The organism is Mesorhizobium sp. M4A.F.Ca.ET.020.02.1.1, assembly GCF_004022645.1.
Classification (GTDB): domain Bacteria; phylum Pseudomonadota; class Alphaproteobacteria; order Rhizobiales; family Rhizobiaceae; genus Mesorhizobium.
Window position 1 is genome coordinate 1 of the sequence record NZ_RZOI01000081.1, and the last position, 13,959, is coordinate 13,959.

Sequence of the window (13,959 nt, forward strand, 5' to 3'; positions counted from 1 at the left end):
GCAATTCGCCGAGCTTGACCAGCCGCGTCGTGGTCTCCGATTTCTCGTGCAGCTCGCGATTGAGGACCGCCAGCTGGTCGGCGCGCTCGTTGACGACCCCTTCGGCGCGGCGCAGCTCGCTGATGTCGTTCAGCGTCAGCACCAGGCCGCCCTCCGACCGGCTCAGCGGGCTGCAACTGGCGATGACAGGCAATTGCGAGCCGTCCGACATGGTCAGCCGGACTTCGCCCTGGTGCTGGCGTCCGGTGGCCAAAGCCATCTCGACGGGCGACGTTCCGCTGGCGAAGTCGCCGCCTCTCGGGTCTTGCAGCTTCAGCGCCGCGTCCCATTGCAGGCCGACGATCTTGTCGGCGCGCCGGCCGATCATCGTCGTGGCCGCGGGATTGACGCTGGCGATGCGGCCGTCGCCGTCGAGCACCGCGATGCCCTCGGCCGCCGTCTCGACGATGTCCTCGATATGCGCCCGCGCCGACGCGAGCTGGTCGGCCATCGTGTTGAAGCCGTCGGCCAGTTGTCCGAATTCGTCCTTGCGGTCGTGGCGGATGCGCGTCAAGACGTCGCCCTGCGCCAGCGCCTGCATGCCGTTCATCATGTCCGAGAGGCCGGCGCCGAAACGGCGGAGCAGCACCCAGGCGAAGCCAGCCGCGACCAGCATGGCGGCGGCGGTGCTGAGGCCGACCATCCACAGCAGGCTGTTGGTGCGCTGCTCGGCGGCATGCAGCACCGCATCATATTCCAGCAGCACGGCGCCGACGATCGTGTCCTCGCCCTGTTCTATCGGAACGGCCAGGATGGCGTTCACTTCCTCCGGGTCGATGAACTTGCGCGGGACGCCGTCCTGCAGCGTCCGGCCGACCTCGTTGCCGGGGTCGTGGTCGAATTTTTCGCCGGCCTTGTGCTCCTCGTCGGCGGCATGGGCGACGATTACCTTGTTGCGGTCGACGACGATGAAATCCCGCTGCGAGCGCCGGTGCTGCTGCTCCAGGAACTGCTTGAGCACCTCGGGCTGCTCGAGCAGCGAAGGCGTCCCCGCGGACGGTTCGAAGACTATGGTGTCGGCCAGCTCGCGCGCGACATTGGTCGCCTCGGTCAGCCCGAGATATTTGGTCGCCGCCATCTGCGTGAAGACCGCGACGCCGCCGACCAATCCGATCAGCGCCGCGGCGCCGACCATGCTCAGGATGATCTGGCTCCTAATGCGCACGGCAAGGCCCTGCCGGTGACGGCGCTTTTTTGTTCGCGGATTGAGGTCGATCTCTCATCCATGACCTTTTATTACCAATTGCTTATCAACGTGCTAACGGTGGCCCGCTCGGAGGTTGTCCCGCCAAGGCATTGGGCGGGCGCCTGCTTTCTTCGAAAGCAGCGGCTGGATTGCCTCAGATTGCGGTTCAGACATGCACGGTGCCATGCGAAAGCTCGCCTTCCTCGCTGTTGACCAGGAAGGCGGCGGCGAGCAGGCCGACATAGAACAGCGCCACAATGGACGCGACAACGATGCCGGGCACCGGGCCGAGCGCGGCCACCCGCATCGCGTCGAGGAACGAGGCGCCGAAGCCGATCGGCGAGCCTTCGCGCTGCAGGCTGGGCGTCGTGATCTTCAGAACCCAGGCCAGCATCAGGATCGTGTACATGAAGATGTAGTTGCGGCGCAGCCGGCGGACCAGCGCCGCGCGCTGCGAGATCAGGAAGCGCGGCGAGCGCAGGCCTTCGCCGACGATCGCCAGCCAGTTGGAGGCGAAGTCGGGCTGCGGCGAGAAGATCTGCGCGAAATAATAGCGCTCGAACTGGCGCACCCGCGCGCGGTAGACGTCGAAGAAGCGGTAGCGCCGCGCTTCGATCCACAAGAGCAGCGTGATCAGCAGCATGGCGAACAGCAGCACGCCGTGATGCGAGCTCGGCGTCGACAGCGAGACCGAAAGCATGGCGGCGGCGACGGTGATCGCCCAGTTGCTCGTCCGGTCGAGCCGGTCGCGCCAGCCGGCCATGCGGGCGATCTCGGCGCGGTGGAAATGCGACATGGTCGTCGCCAGTTCGGAGGAGGTGAGCTTCAGCGCGAACGCATCCGAGGCCCGCGGCGCTGCCGCCGCCTCGACGGGCTTGATGGTCTCGACCTTGGACATCCCCTTGCCATCCAAATGCAATGGCCGGCGGAAATGGCCGGCCATCACCCCGATGGCATCAACGCGCGGCGGGCCGAAACGTTCCCTCCGGCCTGCCCCTGGCCTGGCGCGTTCACGCCTCCAGCCAGACGCGCTCTGCCACGCGATGGTCGCTGAGCAGGAAGTTGGGATTTGGGGTGAAGCCCTTGACCTCCGCGCGCGCCGCGTCGACCCAGCTGGCGAAGGCAGGGATGATAGTGGGGCAGGTATCATGGATCGTCTGCTGCAGCTCGAAATAGACCTCGCGGCGCTTGGCCGGATCGGCGAACGAGCGCGACTCGGCGAGCTTGCGGTCGAAATCCTCGTTCTTCCAGTGGGTCTCGTTCCACGGCGCGCCTGACGCATAGACCGAGGAGAACATCATGCTGGCCGACGGCCGTCCGGCCCAGAAGGACGCGACCCAGGGCTTCTTCATCCACACCTCCGCCCAATAGCCGTCGTCGGGCTCGCGCTTGACGCCGACGGTGATGCCGGCGGGCTTGGCCGACTGGGCGAAGAGCTCGGCCGTGCTGACCGCCTGCTCGAACGCCACCGGGGCGGCGTGCAGTTCGAGCGTCAGCTCGCTCTTGCCGGCCTTCTTGAGGTGGAAGCGAGCCTTGTCCGGATCGTAGGCGCGCTGTTCGATGTTCGGGTTGAAATTCGGATCGCTGGCGGCGATCGGATGGTCGTTGCCGACGCGGCCATAGCCGGCCATCAAAAGATCGACCATCTGCTTGCGGTCGAGCGCGTGCTTCAGCGCCAGCACGATGTCGGGGTTGTTGAACGGCTCCTTGGTCGCGTCCATCGGCAGCGAGAAATGCTGCTTGCCTTCGGTGACCACCAGATAGGCGCGGGGATCCTTCTTGAGCAGCGGCGCGATCTTGTAGTCGACGCCGTTGATGATGTGGACCGAGCCGCCCTGCAGCGCCGAGACGCGGGCCGTCATGTCGTTGATCACCACGGACTCGACCGTGTCGACATGGCCGCGGTCGCTTCTCCAGTAGGCTTCGTTGCGGCTGGCCGTCGCCCGCACGCCCGGCTGGAAGGCGGTGAGCTTGAACGGCCCGGTGCCGACCGGCTTCGCCCAGTCCGCGAAGCCCGCCGGGACCATGGCGAAATGCAGGTCCGACAGCACATAGTCCATGTCGGGATTGGGCGACTTGAGCAGAATCTCGACCTGCCTCGGCGAGGCCGCCCGCACATCGGCAATGTCGGCGACCAGGCCCTTCGCCTTCGACTTGGTCTTCTCGCCGAGATGCAGCCCGAGCGAATATTTGACGTCCTCGGCGTCGAAGGCCTTGCCGTTGTGGAACTGCACGCCGGGCCTCAGGTTGAGGATCCAGCGCTTGTTGCCGTCGCTGGTTTCCCAGCTTGCGGCCAGTTCCGGCGCCGGCTTGCCGTCGTCGCCGATCTCGACCAGCGTGTTGTAGACCTGGCGCGAGACATTGATGGAGAAGGTGCCGATCAGCTGCGTCGGATCGAACGTGTCGGCGGAGCTGCCGCCGTTGAGGCCCAGGCGCAGCACGCCGCCCTTGCGCGGCGCCTCGGCAAGGCCAGCACGTGGGAACGCCGCCGTGGCGAGCGCCGTGACGGCCGCGGTCTGCAGGAAGCGGCGGCGGTCCATGCCGCCCTGGATCAAGGACGTGATCTGATCGTGCATGTCATTCCCCCTTTGCTGGTTCAGTAGGCGCCGAGAACTTCATTCGGTATCAGCGGCCGCGGCGGCAGCCTTTGATCGAGAACCGCATTCAGCGTGTGCGCCCGGTCGCTGAAGCCTTTCTCTGCGAACAGATTCCAATGCTCCCAGGGATCTTCACGAAGATCGAAAAGCTCGCCCCATGCCGGCTGGTTGGGGTAGCGGGTGAACCGCCACTCCCTGGAAATGATCGACTGGTTGTAGAGGCATTGATCCCGGCGGGGATGGTATTCGGCGAACAGGAAATCACGCACGTCACTCGCCCGCCCGTCGATTAGCGGCGTGAGGTCGACGCCGTCGGAGGTAGGCGCCGGCAGGCCGAGCAGCGACGCGACCGTCGGGAACAGGTCGAGATGGCTGGTGAGTGCATCGAGGCTGGTGCCGGCGGGAATTCCCGGGCCGCACAGCACGAGCGGCACCTGCAGCAACTGGCGATAGGGTGGCGGCCCCTTGCGCAACAGTCCGTGGTCACCCAACAGTTCGCCGTGATCGGCAGTAAACAGGACATAGGTGTTCTCCAGCACGCCGGCGTCGGCCAGCGCCTCCAGCAGCCGCCCGACGGCATCGTCGATCATCTGGATCATGCCATGTGTGTGGGCGATCGCGGTGGCCAGCGTCGCGCCGGAAATAGCGTCGGTGCGCACCAGGAAACCCTGTTCGCGCGGCGGCTCGCCGCTGGCGATGTAAGGCTCCTTACGTGGATCGTCGCCTTCGCCGAGATAGGCCGGCATGCGCTCCAACTCGCCCGCTCGGATGGCCGGCCTCGGCATCCGCTCCGGCCGGAACAGGTCGCAATAGGGCCGGGGAGGAGAAAACGGGTGATGCGGGTCCGGAAACGAGACGAACAGGCCGAACGGCTCCGACCGTCTGCCCTGGCGTTCGATGAAGTCAATGGCCCGGTCAGCGATCCAGCTGGTGTAGTGCAGTTCCGGCGGCACCGCACTTTTCCACACTTCCTTCAGGTCGTCGGCCCGGCTCTCTCCGTCCGCTTCCGGCTCGTAGAGGTCCACCACCTCGGGATGGTTCCGCCTGAGCCAGGCCGCGTAGTGACCGGCGCGGGTGGATTCATTGGCCTCGCCCATGACGAGGTCGACGCCGTCGAAGCCGAAATAGGGGCCGTTCCAGTCCTCGCTGCCGGGCCTTTCCCAATAGGCGAGCGATTCCGGCATGTCGCGTTCGGCGGGCGCAAGCAGCGGCTGGAAGTGGAGCTTGCCGACGCCCCTGGTCGCGTATCCCGCACGCGCCAGCGCCTGCCACAGATTGGGCAGCCGCTCGTCGAGCGCCACGCCGTTGCGCCACAGGCCGTGGTGGCGCGGATAGAGCCCGGTCGCCATTGTCGCGCGGCTCGGCGAACAGATCTGGTTGGGGGTGAAGTGGCGGTGGAAGGTCGCGCCGCGCGCCGCTATGTGGTCGATGTTGATCGTGTGGGCAACGCGATTGCCAGTGACCGAGAGCGCGTCGTAGCGCATCTGATCGGCGCAGATGAAGATGAGGTTGGCTCGCTTCACGACGGCTCCGTCCGTTTCTGCCTGGCGCATAGCTAGGGCCGGAAACCGAGCGGAATCAAAGATCAAGATTTTCGTCCGGTATGTGCTAAACCTATACCGGGAGAAAGAGATGCGCTTTTCCGGACTTAGCGTTCGCCAGCTCGAGGCCTTCGAGGCAACGATGGTGGCCGGCTCGGTGTCGGGCGCAGCGGCGGCGCTCAACATATCGCAGCCGAGCGTCAGCCGCCTGCTGCAGGAACTGGAGATCGATACCGGGCTGAGCCTGTTCGACCGCTCGCACGGCCGGCTGGTGCCGACAGAGCAGGGCCTGCTGTTCTATGGCGAGGTCGGCAAGACCTTCCACGGCGCGCGCAACCTGATCATGGCCGCGCAGGAGATCCGCGAGCTGAAGCGCGGCGTCGTTCGCATCGGCACCCTGGCGGCGTTGTCCTTCCACATCGTGCCGGAAGCAATCCGGCAGTTGAGAACCCGTTTTCCGGAAGCGAGAACCACGATCGCGGTGCGCAGCTCGACGGAGATCGTCGCCTCCGTCGCCTCACGCCTGACCGACGTCGGGGTGGTGGACGCCGGCGTTTCCTTCCTGGACACCAGATGCGTGGCCACCTTCGAGCGCAACAGTGTGTGCGTGATGGATGAAACCCATCCGCTTGCCGGTCGCGAGCGGATCCGGCTCGAGGATTTCAAGCTCTATCCCTTCGTCTCGCTCGGCGAGCTCTATTTCCGGCGCAACCGCGACGGCGCCAAGCTGCTGGAAGCGACCGCCGCCAATACGGTCGCCGACATCTTCCAGTCTTTCCTGGCCTGCGCGCTAGTCAGGGGCAGTCCTTCGCTCGCGGTCGTCGATCCGTTCACAGCGGGCTTCTATTCCGAGTTCGGGCTGGTGCTGAAAGAGATCGATCTCGACATACCGTTTCGCACTTCGATCCTGGTCAATGACCGGTCAGCGACCGGAGCGGCGGCGGGCAAAGTCATCGAGGCAATGACGGACTTGATCGGCCCCGGCTGAACATGACTGGCCGCCGCTCGGCCTGCTGCCTATCTCTGCCCGGCGGCCTTCGGAAACGGCACGATTTCGGCCACGGGCCGCGCATACTGGGCCACCGTGATCGCCTCCACCAAGAGATCGAGCGCCGCAAGCGTCGTGTGGCTGGTCTCGTCATCGCCGCGCAGATAGTGGCCGGCCCGCTCGAGGTGCAGACGAGCGGCGGCAAAGTCGCTTTTCATTAGCTTCTCCTTATTGCCCGCCGTGTCGCGAAGATGCTCGAGTCGCTTTACCCGAATGCAAACATCCACAGCCGCATTTGAATCGAATTGTAGGAGCCTTTGTTCGCCCCCGCAAAGCGAGGGAAGGTGTCCGCAAAGCGGACGGAGAGGGGGCTTCGCGGGGCGCTGCCCCTCTCTGTCTCGACTTCGCCGGTCCGCCTCTCCCACACTGCCGTCGGGCGGGGAAGGATGTCTTGCGTGCAACCGAAGCTCTCGCCAAACCGTTATCGCCAGGCATAATTGAGGGGTGCAGAAATTGTCCTTCATACTCAGCCGGCGCTGGACGATCGCGCTTGCGGCGGCGGCGTTCCTTCCAATGACGGCAGTCGCCTTCGCCGCCGAAAAAAGCGGCATGTCCAGCGAAGGCATCTTCGTCCTGGAAGTGATCCTGCTGCTGCTTGTCGGCCGCGGCATCGGCGAATTGCTGGAGCGCATCGGTCAGCCGGCGGTGATGGGGCAGCTCATCGGCGGCATCCTGCTTGGTCCTTCCTTGCTCGGCTGGCTATGGCCGGCGGCGGAGCGGCTGGTCTTTACCGGGGACGCCGCGCAGAAATCGATGATCAATGCCATCGCCCAGCTCGGCGTGCTGATGCTTCTGCTTCTCACCGGCATGGAGACCGATCTCAGGCTGGTGCGCCGGGTCGGCCGCGCCTGCTTTTCCATCTCCGCCGCCGGCGTTGCGGTGCCTTTCATGCTCGGCTTCGTGGCGGCGCAGTTCATGCCGGAATCGCTGCTCGCCAGCGGCGGCGAGCGCCTCGTCGCTGGCCTGTTCCTCGGCACGGCGCTGTCGATCTCCTCGGTCAAGATCGTCGCAATGGTGGTGCGCGAGATGAACTTCATGCGCCGCGACCTCGGCCAGGTCATCGTCTCGTCGGCAATCATCGAGGACACGATCGGTTGGGTGATCATCGCGATTACCATCGGCATCGCTACGCATGGCCGCGTCGAGGTGAGCAGCCTTGCCTTCACGATACTAGGCGTCGCCGCCTTCATGGCCTTTTCATTCACGCTCGGCCGCCGCATCGTCTTCGACGCCATCCGCTGGACCAACGACACCTTCCACAGCGAATATGCCGTCGTCACCATCATCCTCGCCATCATGGGCGCCATGGCGCTGATCACCGACCTGATCGGCGTCCACACCGTGCTCGGCGCCTTTGTCGCCGGCATACTGGTCGGCGAGTCGCCGATCCTGTCGCGCCACATCGAGGGGCAGTTGCGTGGCGTCATCACCGCGCTGTTCATGCCGGTGTTCTTCGGCGTCGCTGGCCTCTCGGCCGACCTCACCGTGCTCGTCGACCCTCAGCTCGCGCTGCTCACGGTGGCGCTGGTGGCGATCGCCAGCATCGGCAAGTTCGGCGGCGCCTTCATCGGCGCGGAAGTCGCCGGCATGAGCCGTGCCGAGGGCATTGCCGTCGGTTGCGGCATGAACGCGCGCGGCTCGACCGAAGTCATCGTCGCCTCGATCGGCCTGTCGATAGGCGTGCTCTCGCACAACCTCTTCACCATGATCGTGACCATGGCCGTCATCACCACTTTGGCCATGCCGCCGACGCTACGCTGGGCGCTGGGGCGCCTGTCGATCGGCGAGTCGGAGAAGAAGCGGCTGGAGCGCGAGGAGGTCGACCAGCGCGGCTTCATCGCCAATCTGGAGCGGCTGCTTGTGGTCGTCGACGAGGGCGTGGTCGGCCGCTTCGCCGCCTACCTTGCCGGCGTGATCGGAGCCGGCAAGCCGATGACGGTGCTGCATGCCAGCGGCGAAAGCGAAGCCGAGCCCGACGAGGCGGCGCATCTGGACGAGATCGAGCGGGGCGCCGAGGAGGGCCGCGAGGCGGCGAAGGAAGCCGACGAGGAGCCGGTGCGCGTGGCGCCGCTGACCCGCCGCCGGCACGAGGTCCAGCTCTCCGCCGAGGCGGTCGCCAAGGAGGCGCGCAAGGGCTACGGCATGCTCCTCATCGGCCTCGGCCGCGGGGTGACTGCGAAAGGCGGATTCTCGCGCCGGCTGAACGAGGTTGCCGGCGCCTTCAACGGCTCGCTCTGCCTGGTGCTGAAGCCGACGGGCGCCGGGCGGCATATGCCGAGGCTAGGCCCCCAGTCAGGCCGGATCCTGGTGCCGGTCAACGGTACGTCGGTCGCCCGCCGTGGCGCCGAACTGGCACTTGCCATTGCCACTGTCACCGGCGCGCCGGTCAAGATGCTCTATGTTGCGCGGGTCGGCCGCGACGAACCGCGCGACACCGTCTCGCATCGCCGCAGGGAGGCTGTGCTGAAGGATATCGTCGCGCTTGCCGACCGCTATGGCGTCGAGATCGAGACTGCCATCCGCAGCAGGGCCGCCGCCGCCGATGCCATCGCCCGCCAGGCTGGCAGGAGCGTGGCATTGATTGTCATGGGCGTGGCGCGGCGGCCGGGCGACGAGCTCATCTTCGGCGAGACGACGAGCGGTGTGCTGCAGCACTGTCCGTGCCCGGTGTTGCTGATCTCCGATTCGCGGCAGCCCCGCGACGACGAGGACCGGGAGGCGGGGCGCTCCATCAGCGGTTGACAGGCCCAGCCCGCGTCCCGATTGTCGACGCCTTCATTCGCTTTACCCGATCGAAGGGACGACGCTGATGATGTCGGGATTTGCCGCCTGTTCCGGAACTGAGGCGCGAACCTTCAAAACGGCTATCGCTGGCTTTGAGGAACTACGATGAGCTTCAGCGTAAAACCCCTCGACGAAACAAGCTGGGCGGATTTCGCTGCGCTGGTCGAGCGCCACAATGGCGTTTGGGGCGGCTGCTGGTGCATGGCCTTCCATGCCAAGGGCAACGGCGCCGGCGGCAACCGCGCCGCCAAGCAGGCAAGGGTCCGGAACGGCAGCACGCATGCCGCGCTTGTCTTCGACGGCGCGGCCTGCGTTGGCTGGTGCCAATTCGGGCCGACCGGTGAACTGCCGCGCATCAAGCACCGGCGCGCCTATGAAGAAGGGCTGACAAACCTTCCGGACTGGCGCATCACCTGCTTCTTCATTGACAAGGCGCGTCGTGGCGAAGGCGTGGCCGCCGCCGCGCTGGCAGGTGCGCTCGGCGAAATCGCCCGCCTGGGCGGCGGCACGGTGGAAAGCTATCCCGAGGACGCGCAAGGCCGGAAGGTCGCCGGCGCCTTCCTGCACAATGGCACGCTCGCGATGTTCGAAAAGCAGGGCTTTCAGCGCGCCCGCCGGATCGGCAAGCACCGCTGGGTAGTTGAAAGGATGGTGGCGTCGGGCGCTTGAAGGCTTGGCTTCCGAAACAACCCGCTGAATCCATTTTAACATGAGTGTCTTCTAATATAAAATAACGCCCCCGAACGGCACGTGGCATTCGGCAGATGGCTGACCAGGAGCTGCAGTACCGGACTGCGACGCGCGACGACATCACGGCGATTTCGGCGCTGATGGCGCTGGCGATCGGCGAGCTGCAAAAACCCTTCCTGAATGATGCCCAGATCGAATCCAGCCGCGCCATCATGGGCCTGGACACGCAGCTTATCGACGACGGAACCTATTTTGTCGTCACCTGCGGAGGAGCGCTGGCGGGCTGCGGCGGCTGGAGCCGGCGCGCCACCCTTTATGGCGGCGACAGGACGCCGGGGCGCAGCGCGGCATTGCTCGATCCCGCCACCGACGCGGCGCGCGTCAGGGCGATGTACACGCATCCCGATTTCGTGCGGCGCGGCGTCGGCCGCCTCATCCTTTCGCTCTGCGAAAATGCGGCGAGGGCAGAGGGCTTTCGCCGTGTCGAGCTCGGCGCGACAATGGCTGGAGAGCCGCTCTACCGGGCCTGCGGCTACCAGCCGGGCGAGAGGATCCTTGACGATCGCGGCGGCGCGCCGGTGCCGATCCTGATGATGTGGAAGACGATTTGAGAAGGAGGGACTGGAATGGCTGCCTATCTCATTGCCGATGTCGACGTCACCGACGCCGCCATGTTTGATGAATACCGGCGCGAGGTTCCGGCGACGGAAGCGCGTCATGGCGGGCGGTACCTGGCGCGCGGCGGCGTGACCCGGGTGCTGGAGGGCGACTGGGAGCCGCACCGTCTGGTCATCATCGAATTCCCCGACATGGCAGCGCTGACCGCCTGGTACGACTCGCCTGAGTACGAGCGGCTGAAGCAGATCCGCTTCCGCTGCGCCAACACGCGCATCATCGCGACCGAGGGCGTGCCGCCGGCCTGACGCCTGCCACCGAACAGTGCGCGGCGGGTTCGTCGGCGCCGGCCTGCGTCAGGATATGTGGATCGCGGTCGGTCCTGCGCTCACTTGCCTTCGAAGAAGCTGTGGATCGCCGCGTCCAATGTCTCGATGAACAGGGCGTTGCGGGTGCTGCCGGCCCAGATCAGCGCATTGAGCCGCATCTCCTTGTTGAGGAAGTTCACCTGCCTGGTCGCCAGCAGATACTCCGCGACCTCGTAGTGCCGTCCCTTGATGGCCTCGATGAGCGCGCTGTTCCGTCCGGTCTTGTCGGCCAGATTGACGTCGGCGCCATGCTCGACCAGCAGCCTGACGACGTCGAGATGGCCGTTCCTCGCCGCTTCGATCAGCGCCGTCCTGCCGTAATAGTCGGCGCGCGCGTTGATATCGATCTGCGGATGTTTCACCAGCGCCTGGATGCATTCGAGGTGACCCTTGGCGGCGGCCAGGCTGAGCGGCGTGCTCTTCCATTTATTCCGGGAATTGACGTCGATCGCCGGATACGCGATCAGGGCTTCGAGAGCCGCCATGCGGGCATTGTGGGCGGCAAGGTGCAGCGCCGACCAGCCGCCTTCATCGGTCTGGTTGATGTCCGCCCCGGCCGCCAGCTCCGTGCGCACGGCCTCGGCGTCGCCTCTTTCGGCTGCGGCCAGCAGATCGGACCAACCCCTGGCGTCTTCGGCTTCCAAGCCTGCGGTCACTGCAATGTCCCCCGGAATCATGGGATCACGCCGACCCGCGCCGGCATGCATCGGCCCTTGGCGGAGTCTTTCATACTCGCCGGCGTCCGGCAATTGGATTTCACGCCAACGGACCGGCGATCCCGATGATCGGGACCGCCGGGCGCCTTTGAGGACTACGCCATCTGCAGCCGCTGCTGGCTCGGCTGCGGCGGGAAGGCAATCGCGATGCCGGCGGCCCCCAGCCCGACCAGCGCCGAGCCGATGAACAGCCAGGAATAGCTGGCATAGGCGTCATAGATCATGCCGCCGGCCAGCGGCCCGAACGCCATGCCGAGGCTGGACAGCATGGTGGCGGCGCCGAATACGGTGCCGATGATGCGCGGTCCGAAATATTCGCGCGCCAGCACCGCGTAGAGTGGCATGACGCCGCCATAGGTGGCGCCGAAGATGACGGCCAGCACATAGAACTGTTCGAGCCTGCCGACCGTGAGATAGGCGGCGATCACCGCGGCCTGGATGACGAGCCCGGTGATCAGCACCGGCTTGACGCCGAGACGGTCGCCGAGCACGCCGTAGAGCAGTCGGCCGCCGAGCCCGGCGAGCCCCTCGACGCTGTAAATCGAGACGGCGGCCATCGGTGCCACGCCGCAGGCCATGGCATAGCTCACCATGTGGAAGATCGGTCCCGAATGCGCCGCGCAGCAGGCGAAGAAGGTCATGCCCAGCACGAGGAATTGCGGCGAGCGCAGCGCCTGGCCGACGCTCAGGCCGGGATCATCCGTGACGGCCGCCGGCGTACCATCGGCTGCTGCGGCGGCGGCCGGCGGCTGGCGCACCAGGAAGGCCACAGGCAGAAGCAGCACCCAGGCCATGACGCCGATGTCAAACATGGCGGTGCGCCAGTCATAGGCGGTGATCAGCCAGCGCGCGAAGGGCGAGATGGTCATCGGCGCCACGCCCATGCCGGCCGATACCAGCGACACGGCGAGGCTGCGGTTGGTGTCGAACCAGGCGGTGGTGAGCGCGATCATCGGCGCGAAGAAGGCACTGGCCGCAAGCCCGACCAGGACGCCATAGGTGAGCTGGAAGACGATGAGCGAGCCGGTGCGGCTGGCCAGCACCAGCGCCAGCCCCAGCAGCAGCGCGCCGGCGAAGACGACGGGGCGGGCGCCGACGCGATCGTAGATGGTGCCCCAGGCGAAGCCGCCGAGACCCATCACCAGAAAATTCAGCGTCATCGCGCTCGATATGCCGGCGCGCGACCAGCCGGTGTCGAGCGACATCGGCTCGAGAAAGATCGCCAGCGAAAACATCGCGCCGATGGCGACGCAAGTCATCAGCGCGCCAGCCGCGACGATGACCCAACGATAGGAAAGCTTCATGTTCTTCTCCCATGCCGGAAGCTAGAGTTTGTCGACACAGCGCAACCGTTTTTCGAGCTTCGTCACGCCGTTTGCGACCCAAGGACGTTGGTGCCAGGGCCGATCCGACAATCCGGTTGCATTTTTTAATCAGATTTTTGGCACGGGTGATTTTTGCTGCCGCCTGAAAAGTTGCGTTGCTTCACAGCTCCTGTGCCCCACCGTCTTCTCTAGTGTCAGTAGCATGCAATACCCGACATTGACCGGAGGTTGGTCCCTTCTAGATGATTGACCAGTCAAACCAGGAGGACACCATGGAACTCTATCGCGGCCGGCTCATCGACCACATCCAGCTGGTGGTGCGCGACCTGAAGGCGAGCCGGCGTTTCTACGGCGCGGTGCTCGAGGTGCTGGGCATTCCGGTCGGCGGCGAGGCCGAGGATTATTTCTGGGCCGATGAACTCTTCGTCTCCAGCGTCGACAGCCGCGCCGCCCAGGGCGTGCTTACCGGCCGCCATCATCTTGCCTTCCAGGCCAAGGACCGCGCCATGGTCGACGCCTGGTACAAGGCGGGGTTTGCGGCCGGCGGCAAGGACAACGGCGCGCCTGGCGAGCGCCCTTACCACCCCGGCTACTACGCCGCCTTCCTGCTCGACCCTGACGGCAACAACATCGAGGCGGTGTTCCATGGCGAGGCGAAGCGGAGTGCTGCCGCGGTGGAGATCAGTTTCTAGGTCTGTCACCCAGGCCTTGAAGTTTCAGCCCGCATCGCTCGCATCCAGCAGCCATTGCCGGACGGCTTGCGTTGGTTCTGGATGCCGCTGCTTGCGCGGCATGACGACATGGAAATCCTGGGTGCCGCGCATGTCTCCCTGGACTGGCTGCACCAGCCGTCCGGCGGCAAGGTCGGCGGCGACGAGGAAGCGGCTGGCAAGCGCGATGCCCTGGCCGGCGATGGCGGCGTCGATCGCCAGGGCCGTCTGGTTGAAGCGCATGCGCTTGGCCTCCGTCGCCATCTTCAGGCCGAGCACCTTTTCCATGAACTCCGGCCACAGATTGTGGGCATCGTGCAGCAGCATATGATGCTGGATG

General features: G+C 65.8%; 14 protein-coding genes. 6 read left to right on the forward strand and 8 right to left on the reverse strand.

The window, feature by feature from the left end:
* The 4 genes from EN742_RS08395 to EN742_RS08410 form a co-directional block, all read right to left on the reverse strand.
* Positions 1 to 1,204: PAS domain-containing protein (locus EN742_RS08395; protein WP_128332662.1), on the reverse strand; the 1,204-nt coding region annotated here is incomplete at its 3' end.
* 187 nt (positions 1,205 to 1,391) lie between these two features.
* Positions 1,392 to 2,123 (reverse strand): DUF2270 domain-containing protein, encoded by a 732-nt coding sequence (locus EN742_RS08400; protein WP_126055304.1) that lies wholly within the window; start codon positions 2,121 to 2,123, stop codon positions 1,392 to 1,394.
* A gap of 112 nt (positions 2,124 to 2,235) precedes the next feature.
* Positions 2,236 to 3,801: an ABC transporter substrate-binding protein gene (locus EN742_RS08405; protein WP_128332663.1), complete on the reverse strand. Its 1,566-nt coding sequence runs from the start codon at positions 3,799 to 3,801 to the stop codon at positions 2,236 to 2,238.
* 20 nt (positions 3,802 to 3,821) lie between these two features.
* Positions 3,822 to 5,345 carry a sulfatase-like hydrolase/transferase gene (locus EN742_RS08410; RefSeq protein ID WP_189347403.1) on the reverse strand — a complete coding sequence of 508 codons (1,524 nt, stop codon included), beginning with the start codon at positions 5,343 to 5,345 and terminating at the stop codon, positions 3,822 to 3,824.
* A gap of 109 nt (positions 5,346 to 5,454) precedes the next feature.
* Here EN742_RS08410 and EN742_RS08415 point away from each other — a divergent pair, with 109 nt between their 5' ends.
* Positions 5,455 to 6,351 (forward strand): LysR substrate-binding domain-containing protein, encoded by an 897-nt coding sequence (locus EN742_RS08415; protein WP_189375240.1) that lies wholly within the window; start codon positions 5,455 to 5,457, stop codon positions 6,349 to 6,351.
* 29 nt (positions 6,352 to 6,380) lie between these two features.
* Here the strand turns inward: EN742_RS08415 and EN742_RS08420 are convergent, their stop codons facing one another.
* Complete coding sequence (locus EN742_RS08420) at positions 6,381 to 6,569, reverse strand: hypothetical protein (protein ID WP_126055300.1); 189 nt, start codon at positions 6,567 to 6,569, stop codon at positions 6,381 to 6,383.
* 286 nt (positions 6,570 to 6,855) lie between these two features.
* Here EN742_RS08420 and EN742_RS08425 point away from each other — a divergent pair, with 286 nt between their 5' ends.
* The 4 genes from EN742_RS08425 (at position 6,856) to EN742_RS08440 (ending at position 10,808) form a co-directional block, all read left to right on the forward strand.
* Positions 6,856 to 9,153, forward strand: a complete 2,298-nt coding sequence (locus tag EN742_RS08425; protein ID WP_245492272.1) for a cation:proton antiporter — start codon at positions 6,856 to 6,858, stop codon at positions 9,151 to 9,153.
* A 147-nt stretch (positions 9,154 to 9,300) separates the two neighbouring features.
* Positions 9,301 to 9,864: a GNAT family N-acetyltransferase gene (locus EN742_RS08430; protein WP_126055299.1), complete on the forward strand. Its 564-nt coding sequence runs from the start codon at positions 9,301 to 9,303 to the stop codon at positions 9,862 to 9,864.
* 95 nt (positions 9,865 to 9,959) lie between these two features.
* On the forward strand, positions 9,960 to 10,496 hold the full coding sequence (locus tag EN742_RS08435) for a GNAT family N-acetyltransferase (protein WP_126055297.1): 537 nt from the start codon (positions 9,960 to 9,962) through the stop codon (positions 10,494 to 10,496).
* A 15-nt stretch (positions 10,497 to 10,511) separates the two neighbouring features.
* Positions 10,512 to 10,808: a DUF1330 domain-containing protein gene (locus EN742_RS08440; protein WP_126055296.1), complete on the forward strand. Its 297-nt coding sequence runs from the start codon at positions 10,512 to 10,514 to the stop codon at positions 10,806 to 10,808.
* A gap of 80 nt (positions 10,809 to 10,888) precedes the next feature.
* Here the strand turns inward: EN742_RS08440 and EN742_RS08445 are convergent, their stop codons facing one another.
* Both EN742_RS08445 and EN742_RS08450 read right to left on the reverse strand, forming a co-directional pair.
* Entirely contained in the window at positions 10,889 to 11,524 is a 636-nt protein-coding gene (locus EN742_RS08445) for an ankyrin repeat domain-containing protein (RefSeq protein ID WP_126055295.1), read from the reverse strand.
* Between the two features lie 155 nt (positions 11,525 to 11,679).
* Positions 11,680 to 12,888, reverse strand: coding sequence for an MFS transporter (locus EN742_RS08450; protein WP_127405738.1), 1,209 nt, complete (start codon positions 12,886 to 12,888; stop codon positions 11,680 to 11,682).
* 293 nt (positions 12,889 to 13,181) lie between these two features.
* Between EN742_RS08450 and EN742_RS08455 the strand changes: the two genes are divergently transcribed.
* Positions 13,182 to 13,601 carry a VOC family protein gene (locus tag EN742_RS08455; RefSeq protein WP_189347410.1) on the forward strand — a complete coding sequence of 140 codons (420 nt, stop codon included), beginning with the start codon at positions 13,182 to 13,184 and terminating at the stop codon, positions 13,599 to 13,601.
* 24 nt (positions 13,602 to 13,625) lie between these two features.
* Here EN742_RS08455 and EN742_RS08460 read toward each other — a convergent pair.
* On the reverse strand, positions 13,626 to 13,959 hold a 334-nt coding region (locus EN742_RS08460; RefSeq protein ID WP_245492273.1), incomplete at its 5' end, for a LysR substrate-binding domain-containing protein.

Coding starts and splice junctions, on each gene's coding strand:
- EN742_RS08420 (WP_126055300.1), bottom strand. CDS start 6,569: ATGAAAAGCGACTTTGCCGCCGCTCGTCTGCACCTCGAGCGGGCCGGC.
- EN742_RS08405 (WP_128332663.1), bottom strand. CDS start 3,801: ATGCACGATCAGATCACGTCCTTGATCCAGGGCGGCATGGACCGCCGC.
- EN742_RS08440 (WP_126055296.1), top strand. CDS start 10,512: ATGGCTGCCTATCTCATTGCCGATGTCGACGTCACCGACGCCGCCATG.
- EN742_RS08450 (WP_127405738.1), bottom strand. CDS start 12,888: ATGAAGCTTTCCTATCGTTGGGTCATCGTCGCGGCTGGCGCGCTGATG.
- EN742_RS08400 (WP_126055304.1), bottom strand. CDS start 2,123: ATGTCCAAGGTCGAGACCATCAAGCCCGTCGAGGCGGCGGCAGCGCCG.
- EN742_RS08455 (WP_189347410.1), top strand. CDS start 13,182: ATGGAACTCTATCGCGGCCGGCTCATCGACCACATCCAGCTGGTGGTG.
- EN742_RS08435 (WP_126055297.1), top strand. CDS start 9,960: ATGGCTGACCAGGAGCTGCAGTACCGGACTGCGACGCGCGACGACATC.
- EN742_RS08415 (WP_189375240.1), top strand. CDS start 5,455: ATGCGCTTTTCCGGACTTAGCGTTCGCCAGCTCGAGGCCTTCGAGGCA.
- EN742_RS08430 (WP_126055299.1), top strand. CDS start 9,301: ATGAGCTTCAGCGTAAAACCCCTCGACGAAACAAGCTGGGCGGATTTC.